Source organism: Sphingobacterium lactis (assembly GCF_011046555.1).
GTDB lineage: Bacteria > Bacteroidota > Bacteroidia > Sphingobacteriales > Sphingobacteriaceae > Sphingobacterium > Sphingobacterium lactis.
Genome location: NZ_CP049246.1, coordinates 710,007 through 733,409 on the forward strand (window position 1 = coordinate 710,007; position 23,403 = coordinate 733,409).

Here is a 23,403-nt window from a genome sequence, read left to right on the forward strand (position 1 = left end):
TACTTATCAAGGAAGCGTACGCAGAAGTAGAGTAGTTTTTCGTTTCATAAGTGATTTATAATTGATTATGAAACAAGGATAATTTTAGGCCTATAACAAAGCATTAATAAAACATTAACGGCCAGAAACTATCTTTTAAATAGCTGATAATCAGCAAAATAAATTTTCAAATAATTTTTCCTCAATAACGAATCCTATAGTAACCACCCAGCGTATTTGACCTTATTTGCAAGGGGTGAATGTCGGTTATCCTAAGGATTCACCGGCAAAGGCCTTGGGAATATGAGGGATTAAATTCCCCAACCTTTAACTTTAACGTTCTACCAAACCAGTCGTAAAAATACCCGGATGTAAAAAATCACTTAACGAATAAAAGTGGGCCCGAAAGCCCACCTTTACCGATTATTATTACTAACTACTTATTTACTGACAACACCTTTACCTTTTGCCAGTAATCCTTTTCGGTAACTGGTCGGAATAACCAGTTCCTCCTTTTATCCATTTTGCGGCTTCTCCCGCCAGCCAGAGGTAATGATCTGTTGGCAGGTCGTTCTCAATGCCCACGAATTTCAACTTATTTCCATTTTCTGGGGTATCTTCCTCACGCGCGCTCTTAAAGATTGCCGTTCCTTCATCAATCTCATCGAACATGGCGAGGTAAAGGGAAATAGCCCCTGCATTGATGGCCGTGGACATTTGTTTCCACATAAACTTTCCTTTTTCCCGAGGGATAGCGTGATAGATCGTTGGGTCGTTGTTCATATTCGCCCAGCTGAACCCAGGAAAAGCCAATGGCACATAATCCACTTTATTCTGGGCGGCCCATTGCATATCTTCCTGAATCTGCTTCGGATCGAAATTCGCTAGCTTATACCGACCGACGGCCCAAGGCATGATAATATCTACTTTTTTGATCAGGTCGTACAGCATGGGGTCATTTTCGGTGTCCTTGCTCAGCGTGCGCCAATAATAGGGCACACCCAACATAATGGACAATCCCTTTTCACCACCCTTCAACCGATCAACCAAGCGATCGACATCCTGTACGGTGTACTTCCGGCCATCGTTGAAACCAACTCCCCAGATGGTCATCAATGGTTTTTCATTGTGCCACAGGTAGGTTGGATTGGTTTCTTTATCGTATAGCTTGAAAGTGTCCACCAACGCTTTCCAATCCTCTTCGAGGAATTTAAAATCTGCCGCAGTACTGCCGCTCAGGTCATACATCACGCTGATGGCGCGATCGTATTTCTTCGCTGCCTTAAGGGCACTGCGCAACACTTTATTGAAATGTTTTCGTCCCGAGGGATTCTGCGGATTCACTTCTACCAAGAAGCGCTGCATATGCACGCCATCAATCCCATAATCCTTCATCCATTTGAAATGCAGGTCTATGGTTTCCTCATCGTACGAACTGAAAAGATAGGCATCCTGTCCATCGGCAAATTTAAAGGGGGTTTTGTACTTCTTGCTGTATTCGGTCATGTCCGGCCAGAAGTCGACCTTGGTTGATCCCGGCTTAAATACGCGCCCTTTTCCCCAGTAATGATACCAGGAACGATCTGCACCATCTCCCTCGGCGTTGAACCAACCTTGGTAACCGGCCATCACCAACCCTTCATATCGGGGGTACTTTAACCCGGAGGTATCATATCCCTTTAGGGTGTCGGTGGAATTCGGTGGGTTCTGAGCTTGGCCGTGCTTTCCTGACGTATGCGAACAGGACAGCAAGGCCGCGAGAGATAGCAACAATGGAACAATGGATAATCTTATCATCTTTAGGTTGTTTATGGTTATGTGTTTTCGTTTCTGCAAATACGATGGTTCGCCTTATTTATGCGGCGTTGGGTGTTCCTGTTGTACAGGAGCTTCCCTCCTCAACATCTTTCCCGCATCCTTTGTCAGGCGGAGATAGAAGTCTGAAGATACTTCAACACCATCGGCATCCAAGGTGAGGAAATATTGATTTGTCGGGATCTGGGAACTATTTTCCGCTGCTTTGGCAATGGCCGTTCCTTCGTCATATTCGTCAAACATGGCGATATAGACATTCTGCATGCCCAGCTCCACAATATTCTTGAATTGACGCCACATAAAGTCGCCGTGGAGGCGAGGGATTTCATTCCTTGGCGTACCGGGTTTCCAGTTTGACCAGGCAAAGCCCGGGAAAACTACCGGTTGGTAATCTTGTTTGTTGGCCGTCAGGAACTCCAGATCTGCTTTCAGATCCTTGATGTATTCATCCACCTTTTCTAGGTTGCGCATGGACCCCACAGACCATGGGGATACCATATCGGCCGCTTTATAGGCTTCCATATTGGCTGTATCGGAACGCCAGAATTTGGCTACCCCAATAATTACGTAATACCCTTTCCCTTTAAACCAGTTGATCAGGTCTAAGTAACTGTTTACATCGCCTGGGCGATTGGCAACACCTAGCCCCCAAATACTGACAACGGGTTTTCCATTTTGCTTGGCATACATAGGCGAGCTGACATGGGCCTCCATTTTATTGGTCCAGTCTTCTTTCAATTCGGTGGAGAAATTGGTCCATCCCGAAATATCATAGGCTACATAGAATTTCACTTGATGCGCTTCTGCAGCGACCTTTGCCTTCTGCATAACACCATCCTTAAATCCACGATCGCGGGCATCTTTCAGGAGATAATTGCCGAAGCGCTGTACCGCAGCAGTCTGTACCCCATATTGCTTCATCCATTTGAAATGCAGGTCCACGGTTTGGTCATCCCAATGCGAAAATAGATTCGCAGGGTTGCCATTGCCCAGTGCAGCATAACCTGTTGCATAGGTCTTGCTGTATTCCCGAATATCCGGATAGAGCTCAAAAGATTGATTGTTTGGCGCCGGTGCTCCCGATACCGCCCAATGCCGCCAGGAGTTGAAAGGCGAACCGTCACCTGCCGCTCCGAACCAACCCTGATAGCCTGCGACCACCTTTCCTACGACATCACCTTTGGGTGAAGGCGACACAATTGTCGAATCCTCTTCCTCAACAGGGGTATATTCTCCATCCTTACACGACGTAATAAATAAGCTGCAGATCGCCAATCCCAATAGGCCTCCTGCAAATAACCGAGCCACCCATTGCTGGATCGACAGGTTTTGTTTGTTCTTTAATGTCTTCATTTGGTTTAACGTTGATTGTTTTAAAATAATAACATCTCCCGCTCATCCTGAGACTCCCGCTTCCACAGGACGTGAAAGCGGAGTCTAAAGATTTCGGGTTTATTGGCCGATTAACCATTAGGAACTGTAACTGTTTTAATCGTTGTGTAGTTGTATTTTTTGTATGTGTCGTTCACCCGCGCGCCAATGCGTACAAAATAGGTCGTTGCGTACTTCATCGGTTGGAGTGAGGTAATGGTAAACGTATCGTTCGCTTGGGTGTTGGTAATCTTTACGGGCTGACCGACACGGGTACCGTCAAAATTATTGTTCCCTACGTACTGAGTCGTGGAAATAAACAGCTGGTAATCCATAAGATCCGGCATATTCTCGCCATTCGGACCGGCATTACGCTTCAATTTAAAAGAAGCCGTTACCTTGTTATCTGCAGTTAGCGCGGGTTCACTCACCCATTCCAATTCAAGATAAGGTACAATGGAAAAGTCATGCTTGTATTCACCGGCCACAGCAATCTCCTGTCCCTCTTGGGGGTAGAAGGCTCCTTCTACCAAGGTCGCCAAGTAGGTGCCTGCAAAGAACTTGGTATTTACATAACTACCATCCTGTCTAATATTCAGGTAAAGTGGCACCGGATTTTCACTCCAGCTGGTTTCCTCTAGTTTTATACGTCCGGAACCCTGTCCCTGTTCAAACTGGACAGCTTTACCGTTTTGGTCGACAATTGTCCCTTGAATCGAAGCATCAGGTCCTTCATAATTATCTATTTCACATGATTTGAACATGACCGCAGCCAGGACCATCATGCCTAAAAATATCTTTTTCATCATCATTGGATTAATATTCATCATTCTGTTCCATGTTCGGGTTGGAAGCAATCTCATCGCCTGGAATCGCTTCATAGTATGCTTTTGTAGGAATGGAAACCCGACCATTGCGTTCATCGAAACGGCAGTCAAAGATGTACTTCCCGCGGACATAGTCTGTCAATTCCGGTTTTGCGCCTTTGGCAAATAAGAACGGATTCAACTTTCGCCACGTGCGCTGGTTGACTTCCACATCTGCCGTTCTCCAACGGAGCATGTCCCACCACAGCTTGTTCTCGAACGCCAATTCTTTACGGCGTTCGATCCGGATGATCTGTAATCCACGGGTCGGTGCCAATACATAGGAGCCTACCCCTGTTCCTGGGGCTAGTGGTGCGCCGGTGGACAGTTCCGCATCTGAGGTTAGGAGGACGGCTCCTGCCCTTTCACGGATCTGGTTGATGCAGTTAAAGGCATCGGCCTGCAGGGAAACCCCATCGACGGAAGACACGCCGTTCTGTGCTAACTCCAATGCGGCCTCCGCACGATTCAGGACCACCTCTGCATAGCGTAGGTCAATCCAACGTTGGGAGGATCGGTGCAATTCTGTCGCGGAAATTTCCAAATTAGGATTTAGGTATTTGCGACCGTGGAAGCCTGTTACCGTTGCATTGTTTGAAGACGTTGGACCATCCATCCCAGTTGGGTTGATCTTCTCGCCCGTCGATAATGTGATCGGTGTCTGCTGGTTCCAGGTACCCGATTGTTTTACATTGGCGGCATAGAATGGGTTGGACGTGTAAGGAGCCGTTAATCCCTCTCCAATGAATTTTTGAATAGGCACTGCAGGATCTACACTTTCAACCAAGGTGCCGCGCCGGATATCGGTTCTGGCCTTCTTGAATGGCATCCCCGGCAGCAGCACGGTTCCGCGCAGGCGCGGCTCACATTCCTCAAACAACTGTTCCACATAATCGTAGACGATATAGGTTCCATCATCATTTAGGGTTTTCAGCTCCCCGCGTTCGTTCTTTGGTAGGCCATCGAATAATTCTACGTAATCCAAAGTCGGATTGAAGCGATCACCATAGGTGGTAGTCATGTGTGGTGGGCTAAATACCGCATCAAAACTGTGAACAGAATTCGGGTAGAAGTAATCTTTATAAAAGATCGTTTCCGAACTGCTGTTATCCAGGAAAAGTGCGGCATAATTGTCCGCTGTTGCTTGCTTGTCCGTTGCGGACCAATTCTTCTTATAGAGCGAATATTTGCCTTCGATATTCTTTGCCGCTTTGAAAGCCTGAGTGAAATAATCGTTGGCCCTTGCTTTCGGAATCCCGGTGAGCATCACACCCTCAACAGTGTATGGAATACCATAACGCGCCTTTGATCCAGCGTTTAGTGCCACCCGGGATTTAAAGGCCTCGATAATGTACTTGTTGGCGCGTCCGGGTTTTTCACTAGCCTCCGGCATGGCGACCATGGCTTCATCCAAGTCCTTCAGGATAAAATCATAGGTTGCTTCCTCGCTGCTTCGCGCAATCTGAAGGGGTTCCACATCCCCGTCGAGGTATTGCAGGACCTGATCGGTTATCGGCACCCCTCCGTAGCGGCGCGCCAGCGCAAAATAAGTATAGGCACGGATAAATTTCGCCTCACCAATCCAGCGGTCGATCTTATCTTGACCCATGGTACTCACGTATTCCGGTAAATGTTGGATCAGGTAATTGGCGTTCCGAATCACGACATAGGCATTGTCCCAATAGCCGCGTGCCGGGTTAAAGTATCCATTTTGGTTTCTGTTGGCATTCTCGCCGGTATTCAGGCTGGGCAGCCAAATCTGGTTCCAGGTATTGAAACCATCGTTCTCAGAGCCACTGTAGCGGAAGTCCTCCATAGGAATTCTACTGTACAGGGCAGCCATGTAGGCTTGCATCCCATCATCCGTAAAGACCACCGGGTCTTGTACAATATTGATCGGTGCTATATCTAGGTCATTACAGGCTGTAAATCCTCCCATGAGGAAAGCTAAAGCCAATAGTTTGAATCTCTTTTTCATCTCATACTGTTTTAATAGTCAACAATTTGCTCACATTAGAATGTTAAGCTTATTCCAAAATTGAATGTCCGGCTCAACGGGTATAGATACCCGTATACTTCGGAAGGGTGCTCAGGGTCTACGCCTTTTACACCGGTAACCGTAAACAGGTTATACCCATTGGCGAATACGCGCACGCCTTCAATTTTGGCCCTATCCAATAGAGATTTTGGCAAGGAATAGCCCAGTTCAGCACTTTTCAGACGGACGTATGCTCCATTTTGAATGGCACGTCTGGAGTTTTCATTGATCACCGTTCCTGTAAAAGCATGGTATCCCTGGGTCCATTGTGTTGCTGGGTTGTATGGATCAGCCGTTGGATCGGTCGGTCTCCAGCGGTCCATAAAGATGTCCAGCGCATTCCCATCGAATGCCAGCGGCATGATCAACTGCTCGCCATAGGATACGTAGGACATCGCCCCGCCCTGGAAGAGGAGGTTGAGGTCAAACCCTTTGTAGTCGAAGTTGAAGGTTGTACCGAAGGTCATCAATGGAATATTTCTTCTTGCCCCACCCCCAGAAGCGGATGAGCTGTTCGGGTTGATGGATGTTGCAATTGGATGCCTGTCCATATCATCCAAAACGCCATCGCCATTCCAATCTTCATAGATATAATCGCCAGGAAGAACACCTCTGCCTACGAAGTAGCTGTGGTTTGCGATGTCACTATAGTTCTGGAATTGACCGGTATAGCCATAGCCAAACCATATATCGTTATAGCGTTCCAACGGGTTGTTCCGCCAATTGCTGTATGAGTTTCCATCACGGTTTCTTTCTGCGTACATAATCTTTGTCCGCGTAAGAGCTACCATTCCGCTGATGCTGTAGCGGAAATCGCCGATCATATTCTTGTGGCTCAGCTGCAATTCAATACCACGCGTCTGGTCCTTGTTCAGGTTTTCCTGTGGCAGTGGCGTACCGAACATGCCCGGTACCGTAACGGTTCTGTTGCCCAATAACCCGCTGCGATCCCGTTGGAAAAGCTCCAAGGTCACCCCCAATTTGCCGTTCCACATCTCGGCATCCAACCCGACATTGATCATGTCGGTTGTGAACCATGTGATATTCGGGTTGGGTGCAATCCGGAAACCAAGGGAGTTGATGAATTGCCCATCGATCACGTGTCCGCCTGGTAGCCCCTGCCCATTTCCGTTGAAAGGATAATCATAGCCAGAGATAAATTGGTAGGAAATCGCGGAGTCATCCCCCACTCGCCCGTATGAACCCCGAATCTTCAGGTTGTCGATAAACGCAAGGGACTCATTGTCCTTGATGAAGTTCTCTTCAGATATACGCCATCCCACCGATGCCGCCGGGAAGAAACCCCAACGCTTGTTCTTCGGAAATCGGGACGAGCCATCATATCGGAAGCTCAGCTCTGCCAGATATTTACCGGCGAAATCATAGTTTACCCGCCCCACATAGGCACGGGTTGCGTTTTGAAAGATTCCGCCTGCATCTGCCAAGGCCACTTGGTTTTGGGTAATCCCGGCAAACAGGTATGGAAGGGGAATTCCCAGCTCACGCAGGGCGTAGAAGTTGTCGCCACTGCTCTTGCCTTCTTCGTACAGGAATAATCCTTTCACATTATGAACCTCGCCAAACGTTTTATCGTAGTTCAGGGATACCTGCAATAACGTGGACGGATTGTTTCCATAGGCCCGACGCACTTGATTTGGGGCATTGTTCGTGGCCGGGTTGAAAGAGTTATCGGCCGCATTGTACTGATACACATCAAATTTCTTGCGGAAATTTTGATTGTCATTGAAACGGGTATCATACGCGAAGGATCCTCTAGCAGTCAGGCCTTCCACAAATGGAATGCTGTAATCCAAGGATACCTGACCCTGTAGCCACGTATTTTTATCTTTTGCAAAACCTGAAATCTCATCATCAGAGAACGCGCCAGGGTGCACAAAGGATAGCCTGTTGAGGTAATCGGGGTTATCATTGGCGAAATACTGCTCATTTGGCTGTGCACGCCACAATGCGCGGAAGATCTCCCAGGATGGTAGCGTCGGGTTCTGCTTGATTTCGTAGATTCCGTTGATTTTAACACCTGCCGTCAGGTCTTCCGTAATTTTTGCGTTCAGGTTTGTTCTAAAGTTATATCGATCATAGCGTAAGCTGTTGCTCTTCCAGTAGCCGTCCTGACGCGCATATCCTGTATTAACGAAATAGTCGATCGCCTGGTCTTTAGAGGAACCGCTGATGCTGAGGTTGTGCTGCGATTGTGCGGCCGATTTCTTCATGACCATGCCATACCAATCCGTACTGGTTCTTGTACCATCCAAGAAAGGGGCAAAGTCATCCTCATTATAGGTGATTGTCGGTGCATCTACATTGTGCATGGACCGTTCATTGAAGAGGGTATAGCGGTCGATTGCCCCAATTGGGCTCGGCAATCCGATGGGTTGCTGAAATCCGAGGAAATTGGAATAATTGATATTAGCCTTACCAGACTTTCCGCGTTTGGTGGTAATCAGGACCACCCCGTTACCGGCGCGAACACCGTATACGGCTGCAGCAGCATCCTTCAGTACGGAGATGCTTTCGATTTCATTGGGGTCCAATCGGGTCAGGGTACCGCGAGGCACGCCATCCACGACGACCAATGGCGAACCGAAGCCACGGATATCGAATTCATTGGAAAAGTCCCCCGGCTCTGAGGTTTTCTGTACCACACGCACGCCCGGCACCTTACCGGTCATCATATTCTGAACGTTCTGTGTTTTTGTTGTCTTGAGCTCATCGCCCGATATCGTCGATACCGCTCCGGTCAGGGTGGCCTTTTTCTGTGTACCATAGCCCACCACTACGACATCCTCGAGCGTGGTGTTGTCATTGGGCAATAGCACTTCAATCGAGCTGTCACTGCCGATAACGACTTCTTGACCTTGATAACCGACATAAGTAATAATTAGTTTATCGCCGGTATTCACCGGGATGCTGAACCGACCGTTGGCATCGGTAGTCGTGCTGACACCCGTTTTTGCCACTTTAACAGTTGCTCCAGAAAGAGGTTTGGCGTCATCTCCACGCACAGAACCCGTCACATTTTTTTGTTGGCCAACCGCCGTCCCTACGGACAGCAATAAAAGTGGAACCATAGCCCACCGCCAGGAAAGTTTCTTCAAATTCTTGCACCATAGGGACGTGCAGGAATTCTTTTTTCTAAATCCCATAATAGTTTGTTTAAATTGGTGAATGCTATTGATGAATGCCATCAATAGGTCTCATAATTAGTTGTTAGTGTATTCTGCTTTTCTGTTCTTTTTTATCAATCGGTATAAAAAAGAACATCATGTATCCGGCAGAATCTGGAATTCAAGCTTTCGTTTCATCGTATTTACAATTGATTATGAAACAAGATTAACTTGAAGACCATAACAAAACCTTAACAAAGTATTAATAAGGGTATAATAAAAAATAAAGCGCTGTTAGTCAGCGCTTTATTTTTTATTTAATTTTCATTAATGACGTTACTTAAATAATTTCTCGGTAGGATTTTCCGTAGGATTCGCCATATAATTGCTGATAGACCTGGCAAAAATTTTCAAAACACTGATGCGCAAGACTGTGATAACCAAGCTGAACCAGCGCCTTGCATTTATATACCATCGCTTCTTCATGGACGGAGTCAAAATGGAAAATGCGATTTGCGATTTCTACAATGAATTCCGCATCGGTGCTCAATGCGAGGCCACGAAGGGTTTCGTTCAGAATGGTTGTTGTATGGATGGAAATTTCGTCTTTAATGACATCCAGCCACTCATAGTCCGTTTCGAAAAGGAAAGAACCTTTGTCTAGAATACGCAGGAGCTTGGAGAGGCTGACCCGATCGAGTTTCTCTTCCTGTTGTAGGATTTTCATGTATTCCGCAAAGTCAATGCAGATCTGTTCGGAACCATCCAGACACCAATACCCACTTTTTTTAGAAATCTTGACATCGCCTACACTTTCCAGCAAGCTGTTGATCTTGGCGATGTTGACCGAACGGTTGTTGTTCGCACTAGCGCTAGATTTGTCTGACCAGAACAACTCAACCAATTTTTCAGAACTGATGCCGCGCCCTCTGTAAATTGTATAGACCACGAAAAGGCTAAACAACTCCTTTAACAATGGGGAAAACTGCTTGGTAATCTCATCCCCATGTGCATTGATGATTTGAATATCTCCTCGGAAGAGATAAATAGCTGATTTTTTATCCTCGCTGCATATTTCCTCTTTAGCAGGAATGGTCACTGTAGCTTCTGCTATAGGAAGCTGCTGAGGTTCTTCACTGACCGATGGAAATGGTGATACATGTTTTTCTTTTTCGTCTTCTTGGCGCCTACGTCCTTTGAACTGCAGCAACAAAATGAAACAAGCAGCAATAGAAACTGCACCAGAAGCATACCAAACCCATTTTTTAGTTCCAGATGTTGCGCTGCTCTCATCCAGCTCGTAGCGCATGGCTGGTGCCAGCAAGGAATAAATCCGAACCCTGCTCTTATTAGATTCACTGTCGAAGTATAAGGTTACTGCCACATAGCGATTGGATGCCGGAGAATAGAACAGATCTGCGAAAGATTTAATATCGTGGAAATCGAAGGGAATCATACTCCCCAATTCCTGCAGCTCCTGTCCATCTAAAGAAACAGAAACCAATTGGAGGGACGACTTGAATTTATTCTTCGGAAACATCAACCCAAACAATTGCTGACCCGGCCCCACGGCCAGGGAACTCGCCCATACAGCATTCTGGTCAGGAAAGGTAATTTCATTTATCTTTTTGAATTTTCCTCCAAACAGGTCCATCTGCATCAGGTCATTGGATATCCGTGGATTCAGCATCTGATCGCCGGTATTGCTGCCATACCCGCCCAAAAGGTACACTTTACCATCGCAGAAACCCAACGCCCCAAGGTAATGAGGGAAGAGCCTGTCGCCGGTATAGGCTAAGCTATCCCATTGCTGGGTCGGGACATGGTACTTATGCACGGAATTTTGATAATGGAAATGCCCGTAGCCGCCCACCATATAGATGCTGGAATCTTGCGGTGAATAGAATTTATTGAAGGACAGGTAGTTTGTTCCTCGACTCGGATAGGTAAAAGGTTTGCTCCAGGATCGGCTCAGCGTATCGAACGTGGAAACGATCTTTTGGTCTATGGAGATGCAATGTACCTGTCCAAGATGGGGGTCGAATAGGGATTGGCTGCCGTCTGCAATATGGAGTGGAGCATTTTGGTAGGCCCAGGAGTTGCTGCTCCGCGACCCAAGGAAAGTCCGTACGAGGGAATCTTCAGACACTACGTACACACATTCCCGCTTGGGATCAAAGGTAACATTCGCCTGCCCCGAGACCTCATAATCATTCTCCATGCGCCATTCTTGCCGCTGCCGCTTGATCCAAAAAGGATTGGAGACCCCACCCTTAATCTTACCGACAGCGTCCTCTGCCTGGAGACCGGTTGCCTGATCCAGTTTCCAATGGTGCTCAAGGTGTTGACCATCTTTGATCCGTAAATCCTTGATGCGCATCGGCGGTAGGTCGGAGGATTGAAATTGCTTGTAATTGCTTAATCCAAAGAAAGTTTGGAATTTATTAAAACCATTTAGCATTACGCTATAATGATAAGTTTTACCCTGGCAGGTGAAAATAAGTTGGTTCTTATCTTTGTCCATAACCAACTTAATAGGATTCCATTTATAGAATAGCTGCTCACCTGGAATATTAAATGCAATATCGGTAAACTTATCGCCCACCACCAGTTTAAAATGGTTGCCAATTCCCGGTCTGCGGTCATAGATCAGATCAATGTTCAACTTATCGTTTAATATGATCCGAAATATATACCCGAAATAGTCGTGTTGATAGGGCTTGAATTGTAAATCGAAGGAAAGCTCTGTCTTCGGAAACAGGGTCACAGCTTCCTTTTCCCCAATGGAAAGACTCGTCCGTTTATCCAATTCACGCTCATGACTTGCAAATTCAAGACCGTACTGAGCCGCTGCTTTCTGGCAACAGAATATCAAAAAAAAGGCAAAAACCGCAGAAATCAGGTTTATTTCGTTTCTTCTCACAAGTTTAGAATTGGCTAGCTAGTCTTCAAATATAACACTAGCTTTTTGAAATTTAATCTTTTATTATAGGAATAAAAAAAGAGAAGTGCCCAATTATCCGTATCCATATCCATCCAACTATCGTTAAAGTTGCTCCAAATGCCTATAAACCAGTAAATAAGAATTAGACAAAGGATAGATTTGTAACAAGACTTTTTTCTTGCTCGTTGGCTAAAAATATTTCAAATTTCCTCAACATAAAATTTCTGATTTTGGAAAAACATTTTTTAATCCCTCTTTGAAACATGAGGGTATATTACATTAAAACACAACATCTATTTATTTTTTTATAGCTGAATTACAATTAGTTATATTATTTTTAAATAAATCCTATAGAATTAGTAGACATTATTAAAATTATGTCTTTACATTTGTTGGTATACCAGAACAAGATACCTGATGCAAAAGAAAAAAAATTATTATTCGATCAGTACCGAACGTAAGCATATATACCCACATTCAACTCGTGTTTGTCGAATGTGTCCTTAAGTCTATCTTCCCCAATTAAATAGGATTTGTAGGGAAGGGTCACTCCTTCCCACTTATCCCTCGATTCAAGTTATCCACCTAACCAACATCCAAAATGAATACGAAAATTAAATTAGCCATTGGCTATATAGGCATCCTTATGTCCATACTCCAGGGAACAAGCTCGGCTCAAGAAATTCCGAAAGCGATTATTAATTCCACCCTTAGCGGGACAGTTGTTGACTCCGTATCCGGGGCTCCCCTCTCCGATGTTACCCTGAAACTTGATGGGGTAACCCACCAGGTCAAGACCGATGCCGAAGGATTCTTCAGCTTTGTGACCGGACAGAAATTACCCCTCAACCTGACGGTCAGCCGCGTGGGCTACCAAACCCAACGGATTGAGGCAAAAAACCCTGAAATCACAATTCGATTACGTGCTCAATCGGAAGTTATCGATCAAGTAATCGTGACTTCCCGAAGGCGAAAAGAGCAACTCCAATCCGTTCCCATTCCAATCACGACGCTGACCGGAACAGCGATTGAAGACGCGGGGGCATTCAATGTGAACCGTGTTAAGGAAGTAATCCCCTCCGTCCAGCTATATGCCTCGAATGCAAGGAACACCACCTTGAACATCCGTGGTCTAGGCTCCACCTACGGACTTACGAATGACGGAATCGATCCAGGAGTTGGGTTTTATCTTGACGGTGTATATATCGCCCGCCCAGCGGCGACTTGGCTGGATTTTATTGACATTGAGCAACTGGAGGTCTTACGCGGTCCCCAGGGTACACTATTTGGCATGAACACCACCTCTGGCGCATTTAACATCAGCACACGCAAGGCTTCCTTTGACCCATCGGCCACCTTTGAACTGAGTTATGGGAACTACGGTTTCCTGCAGGGAAAAGCGACCTTAACAGGCCCTCTGACCAAAACACTGGCGGTGAAGGTTTCCTTTTCCGGTAGCCAAAGAAATGGAACACTGCACAATGTACAGACGAACCGCCCCATCAACAACCTGAACAATTTGGGTGTTCGCGCGCAATTGCGCTATCAGCCACATGAAAACCTGGAAATTACCTTATCTGGAGACCGCAGCGCACAGCGTCCGGACGGTTATGGCTGGGGTGTGGCCGGTGTTGTCGAAACCCAACGTGCGGCATATCGACAATTTGATGCCATAACTAAGGACTTGGGATATGAACTCCCCTACGCGAATGCATTTGAAAGAAAAGTAGACCTGAATACCCAATCGAAAGCGGACAACGAACTCGGCGGCGTGGCGCTGAATGTGGAATATAAATTAAAGCGCGGCACGCTAACCTCAACTTCCGCTTGGCGCTATTGGAAATGGGTACCGCTGAACGACCGGGACTATATCGGACTACCGGTCTTTACAGTATCGGCCGGAAATTCAGCCCATGATCAATATTCACAGGAGTTCCGCTACGCAGGGGATATACGGGAAAATCTGACGTTGGTGGCTGGACTATTTGGTCTATATCAAGACCTGCGGACAGATCCGGTACATACTGAAGAAGGAGGATCAGCTTTATGGCGGTTTGCCCAGAATTCAACCTCGGAACTCTGGAAAACACCTGGTCTTTTCGATAATTTTGGCATCAAAACAATATACGGTATCAAGACCACCAGTCTGGCAGCTTATTCCCAATTGGACTGGGCTATTACATCCAAGTTCCATGTCCTTCCTGGCCTACGCTATAACTATGATAAAAAGGAAGCACATTATAATCGCCAGACTTACGGTGGCCTGCAGACAGATGACCCGGCCTTATTGGCTTTAAAAAATGGCGTGTACACGAACCAGGCATTCGAAACTAATGCTTCAGCAGGTAATTTCTCCGGTCAGCTCTCCATTCAATACCGGCCAAATCAACAATTGAATGCATATGCTACGTATGCCATCAGTTATAAGCCTGTCGGCATCAATGTCGGCGGGTTGCCTACGGCCAAAGGGGAAGTGCTGTTGGATCTTGCCCGGGTGAAACCGGAAGCTGTTCGACATAAAGAAATTGGCCTAAAGAGCAGTCCGGATCGGCAATCCCTCCTCAACCTTTCTCTATTTCAAACGGATATCACCGATTTCCAGACCTTGGTACAGACCCCTGAACCGGGTGTCAACCGCGGGTACCTCGCGAATGCCGAAAAAGTGCGTGTACAGGGTATAGAACTTGATGGCAGCCTGCGGTTAGGGCAGATCGCAAAATTTAATGGTGCCCTGTCCTATACGGATGGTAAATACATTAAATTCAGTAATGCCCCAGTTCCTCTTGAAGAGGTTGGTGGACCCGAAGCCTTTAAGGATATATCCGGAGGAAGATTGCCCGGGATTTCCAAGTGGTCTGCCACATTGGGCGGAGAGTGGAGTCAAAAAGCACGTCTATTAAACTTAGATGGTAGATTCTACATTGGAGCCGATGTTTTTTACCGATCGGAATTCTCGTCCAGCCCCTCGCCATCGCAATACCTCAATATTGAAGGATACGCTTTATTGAATGGACGCATTGGCTTCCGTGCGGACAACGGGTTAACACTATCCATTTGGGCACGCAATATTACCGACAGCAACTATTACGAACAGCTTCTGGCCGCTCCGGGAAGCTATGGCCAATATGCGGGCATCATTGGTGATCCACGCACCTACGGCGTCAGCATCCGGTATGCAATAAACTTCTTTTAAATAGAAATCGAAGGGGAACGGCCCAACCAGGTTGGTCCGGCCCCTGAATTTTTTTTGGCCAGCGACTGCCTCGATTATTGTGCTTTAAACATTAAGACATAATCTCCCGAAAAGGGGTCTCCCTGCATCTTGCTCTCGCCAATTATAAGTTTATAAGGTCCCGGAGTCTTAACCTCGTAATCCAATTCTCTCCCGAATGGACCATCCGACGAACCATCGGGCATGATGATCTGGTTGATACGGATATTACCCAAGGAATCCGCAGCGATCTCGGCCTGTATACGCTTAAAATTGGGATTGTTCAGGATTATAGTATCCTGCTTGCTTATAATTTTGTGACGCGCCACAGAGTCCCAATCCGTTTTTAAGATCAAACTATCCTGAGTAATGTCTCCAACAGGTGAAGTGTTGATCGGAATACTATCCTCCTGCCCCATCACGGTATCCTGGTGAGTCTTTTCTTGCGACTGGTTGCAGGATTGGATGACAGCAGCCAAGCCTATCGCTAAAGGAATTATACTATATTTCATCTTTATCTTTTTAGGATAATTGCCCAATTTGCATACCAAAACGAAGAATGCAGGATTGCAGTACTCCAATTTGATTTATTACAGGATGGAAGGACAAGCGCTATTTCAGCTGATTGATCCATTGCCTGATCAGCGCCACAGCTTCTTTGTGCACCAATGTTCTCGCCAGCTCCGGCATTGCCACTCCAGGCTCGGTGCTGTTCATCCGGTAGTGCAGGATCGACTGTTCCGCATGTCCCGGTACCAAATCATAATTAAGCCCACCAGCTCCGGCGCCAGCTGAAACCGGCGACTTGTAGTACCCTAACCTTGTGGTATCCCTTTGGGTATATTCCAAGAACAAGCCAGTATTGTAGGCATCCCCTCCTTCACGGTGGCAGTGGGCACAATTGATATCCAAATACGCCCGCGCCCGCTGGTCGAGGGAATAGTTTGCCTTATCCAACCAGTTGGGTAGTGCTTCGACCTCCGAAAGATCCGGCAGACCGCCGATTTGTCCCGCCCTGGCCAGCTTTACCAGCTGGTTTTGACTTCCACCCGGAATGCTAACATTTAAGTTTCGGGGTTTCGGCCCGATGGGCAGTAACTTGCCGTCCTTATTGTGGCACCGCTTGCAGTCGTTGGTATTCGGCACGAGATAATTCGTGCGCTGCAGGTCCCCGGCATCATCCTTCAGAACAATGGGCACCGAGGCACCTCGGATATGCTTCACCGCATCCTTTTGATCTTCAGACCAAAGGTAGTTCATGACTTTCCATGCGTGGTCTGCTGGGTCCTTCACCAGCAACCGTGTTTCAATCATTATCTTTTTATCCACTGCATTTAGGTAGGAGAAATTCTTGATGATGATCGTGGAATCAGGGAAATCAAGCTCCTCACTATTCACAAATTTCAACTTTTGGCCTTTCGGCAATACAATGAACCTATCTTTTAAAGCATAGTCGGTAAAGAGTGTCGAACTGAGCGTATAGGGAATAAGGTGATCTTTTGGATGTAATTCCGCAAGAGCCCCACTAAAAAAGCCATAGTCCGACAATCGCTCCAGGAAAACAAAACCTTGCGTGGATTTTTCTTGATTCGGCTGTTTGTTTTGGCAGGCTTGCATGGTCAACACCACTAGGAACAACACCAGACCGACATATCCTATTTTGTTTAACTTACTCACAGGCAAAAGGTTTACTATCCGAAGAAGGCTTCCATGCTGCCGGTGTTGACAGATTGCCGAAGTCAGCACGTACGAACATGTTCTCTCCAGGCTGTTTGATGCAGATTTCATCGGGGTTGGGCGCGATGCCCTGATTGAGCACGTTGCTCGTAACTCCATCATAGAGGATAGCAGGAATCCTTTTGTAAGCTCGGTTGGGCTCGACCTTATTCAGTTGACTTTCCGTTGCAATCACGAGCTGCCCAATGTGATGGACACGTGCCGGCTCGGGAAAAGAACTCCCCATACGAATGGTATTTCCGTACACTTTGATTTTCTTCGGAATCGGGAAGTACTTTTCATTTATCTTTTCTGCAGCTTTTTCATCCACACTGAACCCTGAAGCGATCATAATCGCAGAAGTATTGTTATCCACGATCTCATTGTCATAAATCTGCACATCAGAGGTCGCCAAGATGATCACACCACTGCCCGGAGCGGCATTGCCAACACCCCACGACGTCCCAAACGAACCGGACTTCGCGAAATTCCGAAAGTTATTGCCATATATCTTGTTGTTATAGGCTTTCACGCGACCACCCCGCTGGGAAAGATCCGGCAGGTCAAACACTAAGAATCCAGCCGTATTGTTATAGAATTCATTGCCATAGACCTCGGCATCCGTAGAATTCTCGATTTCACATCCGGCAACATTTTGAGATGCCTTGGAATTACGGACGATTATACCATTGGACTGCCCTACATAAATACCGGCATCCGAAGCACCTTGCGCATAGCAATTTTCGATGAGTACATTGTTGCACAGCACAGGATAGATCCCATACCCTCCATTACTGGAATCGGGAGTATTCCATACTGCGTGCAAGTCCATGATTTCAATGTCATTCCCCTTATTGATTTTCAGGAGATCCCCTTTGGAATTTTGGATCAACATCCCGGAAATCTTAAAATTCCGTACATCTGTAACCCGTATCCCCTCACCGCCCTGTTTCTGATTCTTAAAGTCCAGGATGGTCTTTCCGGAACCTTCCCCACGAATGGAAATATGCTTTACCTGAGCAATGCTTAGGGTCTCAAAATTATAGGTACCGGCCTTTAAAAGAACTTCTGTGCTATCTGTTAAAGAGAGGAAAGCTTCTTCAATCTTTGTTTCCTCGCCCGGACCAAAACTGAGCTGAGTGGTATAATCCGAATCGTGCCGAGGCCCCTGCTTGCAGCCCAGCATCAGAGCCGATAAGAGGACGGCCATCCATGTTAATTTTTTCATGTTTTTTTCTATTTAAGTTTATAATTCGACAATTAGCCCTCCTGAAGGAACCCCGTAAGGAATCATCTTCCTTCCATTTTTCCCGGACATACAAATACCGGTAAACAGGGGATTCCTCATTCGGATAATCGCCTATCTGCCTCATTGTCATTGGGCTACTTAAATTTATTACGCATTGCTTATATTTCAAATCAGGGGCTTTAAAAGTTCTTGATCTGGATATCACTTCTAACAAAACACGTGTTCTACAAGCCGTTATCCTTATCATATCCTTAAAAAATGTGAAACAGGTTGCATAGGCCAAGGTCGGTCTCTTTTAAGATTCATTAGGTAACTTTAAATATTTTGCTACATTTGCTTTTACAAAAGGAAATGGTGTTCTTCCTTACCCAACCGCTCCACGAGAGCTGATGACGCCTGATTAAATTAAGTGATAAGCATTTAATCAGCAACGTTATGCCAAATAGAAAACAGATGTCGTCAGCCAAGAAAGCCACAATATCCATCCGATTATTTTTCAGGAAATATCCTTCCATTGGCTATATATTCCGATGGACGCTCATTTGCATGTTATTGGGACTCTGCATTGGTACCGCATCGGCAGGATTTCTGGTTTCCTTGGAATGGGCGACCACTTTTCGGGAAAACCACCTGTGGTTGATCGCGCTTTTGCCGATTGCCGGATTTGCTGTTGGCTTGCTCTATCATTATAGGGGAAAAGGGGTTGAAGCAGGAAACAACCTGCTTATCGATACGATACATGCACCCGGCAAGACTATCCCCTTCCGGATGGCTCCATTTGTTTACCTTGGCACTATAGTGACCCATTTTTTCGGCGGGTCGGCAGGTCGAGAGGGCACGGCTTTGCAAATGGCCGGCGCGATAGCCGATCAATTCAGCAAACCGTTACGACTCAAACCTGAGGACCGCCAGGTATTGATCATTGCGGCGATTGCCGCCGGTTTCGGATCTGTTTTCGGCACCCCGATCGCAGGCGCAATATTTGGATTGGAGGTTTTCCTTATCGGTCGGATCAAATACAACGCCCTGTTTCCAGCTTTTATGGCTTCCATCCTAGCAGATTTGGTCACACGGATGTGGGGCGTACCGCATACCCATTACCATATCGAGATGGTTCCACAGATCACTGTCCAACACATCCTGCTTGCCATCCTTGCCGGCGTGCTGTTCGGCATCTGTTCAGCAGGTTTCAGCAAGGGGATGCATACATTGACCGGATTTTTCAAATCCAAGATCGCCTATCCCCCATTGCGTCCCGTCTTGGGTGGAGCTGTGGTAGCCTTGGCCGTGCTTGCTTTAGGTACAACAAAATATATTGGCCTAGGCATACCTACCCTTGTAGATTCCTTCCATGTCCAAATGGAGCCCTATGACTTTTTATTGAAGATGCTACTGACCATCATCACCTTATCCGCAGGTTTTAAAGGTGGAGAAGTTACTCCCTTATTCTTCATTGGCGCTACGCTGGGAAATGCGCTTTCACTTTTCATTCCTTTGCCGATGGGCCTTTTAGCAGGAATGGGTTTTGTAGCGGTATTTGCCGGAGCGACCAATACCCCCATTGCCTGTACGTTAATGGCCATAGAGCTGTTCGGTGTGGAATGTGGGGTATATGCTGCTGTCGCCTGTATTGTCGCTTACTTAGTCTCCGGGAATAACAGCATCTATGGAAACCAAATCATCGGCGAACCCAAAAACCGTAGATTTCTTGCCCACATTCGAAAAAGAATTGGGGACCTATAAGACGTTTTCAGCACTCCATGGTTATTTGCTCCAAGAAAATCAGGATGCCATATTTAATATATCCTTAATGAAATTTTAATCTCTTGTTAAGGTAGGTTGAGCATTGAGTTAATATTGCGAAGTTAGTTTTGCGCCATAGACAACCAACGAACAACTATGTTAAAACAATCTACTCTAAAGTTGGCCCTTACCTGCTGGCTACTTTTCTTACTTCTTCTGATAACCCACGGACATGCTTTCGCACAAGGCACGCAGGCCGTAATCAGCGGTTCGGCTGTTGATAAGTCCGGGAATTCCATTCCCAATACGACTATCCGCGTGCGGAACACGTCTACAGGCTTTAGCACGACCACAGTTACCAATGAGCGTGGTAACTTCGAAATCAAGCAATTGCCTCTGGGCGGCCCTTATACGGTTACGGCGACCAACTTGGAAAACGGAGAAGGTTCCGTGACGGGAGTCATGCTGAATCAAGGTGATGTTGCCCGTGTGAAGATCGAAATGATCTCCAATGACAATGTAATCGATGCGGTTGAAGTAACAGGAACGTCCTTGAAGAACAGTAAGGACTACTATGGTGCTGCAACAGCGTTTTCTTCAAAGGATATCAACTCTCTCCCGGTAAACGGACGAAACTTTACATCCCTCACAGATCTTTCTCCACTGGCAAGTGGTAGCAGTATCTCAGGGCAGTTGGGTTCCTCAACCAACTTTACCATTGATGGGATGAATGCCAAGAACCCGACTTCTGCAGGGAGTACGACAAGTCGTTCCGGCGCACCTTATTCTATCTCAATGGAGGCGGTTCGCGAATTCAAAGTCGTAACGAACCAATATGATGTTACTTTCGGCCGTAGTGGCGGGGGTACCATTTCCGCAGCTACAAAAGCCGGTACGAATACACTGACAGGATCTGCATTTGTCTTTGGTCGTACAGATTGGTTGGCCAGCAAATACGATATTAAAGGCGCTAAGCGCGCCGGTGATTACGACACCTATCAATTCGGTTTCTCCCTAGGCGGACCTATCATCAAGGATAAATTGCACTACTTCTTGGTTTGGGATAGACAGCAGGACAACCGTTCCTTGGCCATTGCCAACATCCAATCTGCAGCAGATGAGGAATTCTACAAGATCAACCAAAATTCATTGGATCGTTATCTGGAAATTGCCCGTGCGAAATATGGTGTTTCCGATGCTGCACAGATCGGCGAGCTTCCAAAGAAGAGAACTTCAGACGCCGTTTTCCTACGCTTGGATTACCAGATCAACGAGAAAAACCTTTTGACGGTTCGCAACAACCTTACTCATGACAAAAATCCATTGGGATTGGGTGACAATACTCCGATTAACCTGTTGGAATCTTATGGTAATGATAAGAACTTCGACAACTCTTTCTTGGCGACTTTACGTACAGCAATTTCTCCAAGAATAACGAACGAATTAAAGGTTCAACACTTGTATGTTTACCAAAACTCCACACAGGGAGATCAGATCCATGCCCCTTATATCCCACGCGCCATAGTTGAGAACATTTCTTCTGAAATCGGAACGAAGAACTTGGCGACTGCTATTCAATTGGGTGGACACCGATTTGCACAGGAAAGCTTCAAGAACAATGTTTTCCAATTGACGAATAATTTATATTACGATACGGACTTCGCGAAATACACCTTCGGTATCGATTTGATGGCAACGAATTCCAAATCCATCTATGGATCTGAAGTAAACGGTAGATTCCATTTCAGTAACGCCGGAGATATCACTTCGTTGGAGAACTTCAACAACTTAAAGCCTTACCGTTACTACCGTGAGGTTCCCCTAAAGGATGATGTTTCCGTTCGCGGCACGATTATGAACTTTGGGCTTTATGGGCAGATGCGCAAGAACATTGCCGCCGGTCTGGAAATGACGGCAGGTATCCGCATGGATTATGCTTCCTACCCGAAAGCGACCTACAATAAATTGGTCGATGAAGAATTGGGTATTCGTACCGACAATAAATTGAGCTCATTTATTTTACAGCCAAGATTACAATTTACTTGGGATATCAACGAGAACCAGACCGACTACCTTCGCGTAGGTGCCGGTATCTTTGCCTCAGATATCAACAACTACATGATCATCAACAACCTGACATTTGATGGCTCTAACTTTGCGACGGTCGATGTCCGTGGTGCAAATGTACCGGCTGTTGATTTCAATGCCTACCGTCAGGATTACAAGAACATCCCTAGTTTGGCCAATCACCAGTTACCGACGATCAACTATACAGGAAAGGATGCAAAAGTACCTACGGTTTATAAAGCAAACCTTTCCTATTCACGCCTGATCTCCGACAATGTGAAACTGGGCATCACGGGATTCATGACCATTGGCCGCAACAACTATACGTACATCGAACGCAACATGGTCGAAGATCCGATATTCATCCTTGCAAACGAAGGAAATCGTGGTGTCTATGTACCTGCCGATAAAATCCCTGCCAACAATGGGCAGCCGGATTGGAAGGATGCGCGCATTTCGAATAAATTAGGACGTGTATTGGAATTAACCTCTTTAGGAAAAGTGAATCAATTTGCGGTAGTGGTTGATGGAACCTACCGTTATTTCCGTGATGGTGAGATCACTGCAAGTTACACGTGGAACGACACCAAGGACAACACGTCCTTCAATGGGAATGTGGCGAACACAGCGACTTTGGTACAGCCTGTAAAGGATGATCCACGGGATTTGAGCGCCATTACCTATTCGGACAACCAATTCCGTCATAAAGTTGTTGTTTACGGAACATTGCCGACTTTCTATGGCATCCATATCGGTGCACGCTATACCGGTGTCGGTGGAACCCGTTTTACGGTTCGCTCCGGCGGTAACACCAATGGTGACTTTGTGACTTCGGACAATGATTTGGCTTTTATCTTTGACCCGAACAGCAACAACACTCCAGAGGCCATTCGTAATGGAATCCAAGCCATCTTGGATAATCCAGAAGCTAGTCAGAGCTTGAAGAACCTAATCACTGATTATGCAGGAAGAATTGCGGAGCGGAATGCTGGAGTCAATGGTTTCTACGGAACCATCGACCTGAAAGTGAGCAAAACGTTCAAAACCTACAAGACGCAGCAAATCGAATTCTCGGCAGAGATCTTCAACTTCGCAAATATGTTGAACAAGGAAAAAGGCGTAAACCACAGTTTAGGAAACCAAGCGCTTTACGGTGTGACTGGATTCAATCAAGCAACCCAAGAATTCAACTACAAGGTGAACAGCATTGGAACCAAAGGTTTCTCAGGAAGACCTTGGCAGATTCAGCTGGGCGCAAGGTACTCGTTCTAAAAAGAGT

General features: G+C 46.3%; 12 protein-coding genes and 1 riboswitch. Of the genes, 3 read left to right on the plus strand and 9 right to left on the minus strand.

The genetic code is table 11. The features are described from left to right. Nucleotides 1-438: 438 nt before the first annotated feature. From G6N79_RS03130 to G6N79_RS03155, 6 genes are all read right to left on the minus strand, one after another. Complete coding sequence (locus G6N79_RS03130; RefSeq protein ID WP_103906535.1) at nucleotides 439-1,776, minus strand: glycoside hydrolase family 99 protein; 1,338 nt, start codon at nucleotides 1,774-1,776, stop codon at nucleotides 439-441. A 54-nt stretch (nucleotides 1,777-1,830) separates the two neighbouring features. Beyond that, nucleotides 1,831-3,147, minus strand: coding sequence for a glycoside hydrolase family 99 protein (locus G6N79_RS03135; RefSeq protein ID WP_103906536.1), 1,317 nt, complete (start codon nucleotides 3,145-3,147; stop codon nucleotides 1,831-1,833). A 110-nt stretch (nucleotides 3,148-3,257) separates the two neighbouring features. Further along, nucleotides 3,258-3,995, minus strand: coding sequence for a DUF3823 domain-containing protein (locus G6N79_RS03140; RefSeq protein ID WP_200818798.1), 738 nt, complete (start codon nucleotides 3,993-3,995; stop codon nucleotides 3,258-3,260). Next, nucleotides 3,982-6,009, minus strand: a complete 2,028-nt coding sequence (locus G6N79_RS03145; RefSeq protein ID WP_103906537.1) for a RagB/SusD family nutrient uptake outer membrane protein — start codon at nucleotides 6,007-6,009, stop codon at nucleotides 3,982-3,984. Before G6N79_RS03145 ends, G6N79_RS03140 begins: the two co-directional genes overlap by 14 nt. A 35-nt stretch (nucleotides 6,010-6,044) precedes the next feature. Continuing rightward, the gene (locus tag G6N79_RS03150; protein ID WP_103906690.1) at nucleotides 6,045-9,233 is read right to left on the minus strand and encodes a SusC/RagA family TonB-linked outer membrane protein; all 3,189 of its coding nucleotides are present in this window, start codon (nucleotides 9,231-9,233) and stop codon (nucleotides 6,045-6,047) included. A gap of 301 nt (nucleotides 9,234-9,534) precedes the next feature. After that, a complete protein-coding gene (locus G6N79_RS03155) occupies nucleotides 9,535-12,117 on the minus strand; it encodes a Kelch repeat-containing protein (protein WP_103906538.1) in 2,583 nt (860 codons plus the stop codon). A gap of 622 nt (nucleotides 12,118-12,739) precedes the next feature. Here G6N79_RS03155 and G6N79_RS03160 point away from each other — a divergent pair. Beyond that, complete coding sequence (locus G6N79_RS03160; RefSeq protein WP_103906539.1) at nucleotides 12,740-15,331, plus strand: TonB-dependent receptor; 2,592 nt, start codon at nucleotides 12,740-12,742, stop codon at nucleotides 15,329-15,331. A 74-nt stretch (nucleotides 15,332-15,405) separates the two neighbouring features. Here G6N79_RS03160 and G6N79_RS03165 read toward each other — a convergent pair whose 3' ends face one another. From G6N79_RS03165 to G6N79_RS03175, 3 genes are all read right to left on the minus strand, one after another. Further along, the gene (locus G6N79_RS03165) at nucleotides 15,406-15,861 is read right to left on the minus strand and encodes a hypothetical protein (protein WP_103906540.1); all 456 of its coding nucleotides are present in this window, start codon (nucleotides 15,859-15,861) and stop codon (nucleotides 15,406-15,408) included. Between the two features lie 100 nt (nucleotides 15,862-15,961). Next, entirely contained in the window at nucleotides 15,962-17,026 is a 1,065-nt protein-coding gene (locus G6N79_RS03170) for an SO2930 family diheme c-type cytochrome (protein WP_160003748.1), read from the minus strand. Next, nucleotides 17,019-18,293, minus strand: a complete 1,275-nt coding sequence (locus tag G6N79_RS03175; protein ID WP_103906542.1) for a parallel beta-helix domain-containing protein — start codon at nucleotides 18,291-18,293, stop codon at nucleotides 17,019-17,021. Before G6N79_RS03175 ends, G6N79_RS03170 begins: the two co-directional genes overlap by 8 nt. A 359-nt stretch (nucleotides 18,294-18,652) precedes the next feature. Next, nucleotides 18,653-18,720: riboswitch (Fluoride riboswitch) on the plus strand. 29 nt (nucleotides 18,721-18,749) lie between these two features. Between G6N79_RS03175 and G6N79_RS03180 the strand changes: the two genes are divergently transcribed. Then, a complete protein-coding gene (locus G6N79_RS03180) occupies nucleotides 18,750-20,057 on the plus strand; it encodes a voltage-gated chloride channel family protein (protein WP_234993205.1) in 1,308 nt (435 codons plus the stop codon). A 156-nt stretch (nucleotides 20,058-20,213) separates the two neighbouring features. Further along, nucleotides 20,214-23,396 (plus strand): TonB-dependent receptor, encoded by a 3,183-nt coding sequence (locus G6N79_RS03185; protein ID WP_234993206.1) that lies wholly within the window; start codon nucleotides 20,214-20,216, stop codon nucleotides 23,394-23,396. The last annotated feature ends 7 nt before the right edge of the window (nucleotides 23,397-23,403 follow it).

Bases quoted from the DNA above. Each gene is read 5' to 3' on its own strand.
- G6N79_RS03130 (WP_103906535.1), bottom strand. From the start codon at position 1,776: ATGATAAGATTATCCATTGTTCCATTGTTGCTATCTCTCGCGGCCTTG.
- G6N79_RS03135 (WP_103906536.1), bottom strand. From the start codon at position 3,147: ATGAAGACATTAAAGAACAAACAAAACCTGTCGATCCAGCAATGGGTG.
- G6N79_RS03140 (WP_200818798.1), bottom strand. From the start codon at position 3,995: ATGATGAATATTAATCCAATGATGATGAAAAAGATATTTTTAGGCATG.
- G6N79_RS03145 (WP_103906537.1), bottom strand. From the start codon at position 6,009: ATGAAAAAGAGATTCAAACTATTGGCTTTAGCTTTCCTCATGGGAGGA.
- G6N79_RS03150 (WP_103906690.1), bottom strand. From the start codon at position 9,233: ATGGGATTTAGAAAAAAGAATTCCTGCACGTCCCTATGGTGCAAGAAT.
- G6N79_RS03160 (WP_103906539.1), top strand. From the start codon at position 12,740: ATGAATACGAAAATTAAATTAGCCATTGGCTATATAGGCATCCTTATG.
- G6N79_RS03165 (WP_103906540.1), bottom strand. From the start codon at position 15,861: ATGAAATATAGTATAATTCCTTTAGCGATAGGCTTGGCTGCTGTCATC.
- G6N79_RS03175 (WP_103906542.1), bottom strand. From the start codon at position 18,293: ATGAAAAAATTAACATGGATGGCCGTCCTCTTATCGGCTCTGATGCTG.
- G6N79_RS03180 (WP_234993205.1), top strand. From the start codon at position 18,750: ATGCCAAATAGAAAACAGATGTCGTCAGCCAAGAAAGCCACAATATCC.
- G6N79_RS03185 (WP_234993206.1), top strand. From the start codon at position 20,214: ATGTTAAAACAATCTACTCTAAAGTTGGCCCTTACCTGCTGGCTACTT.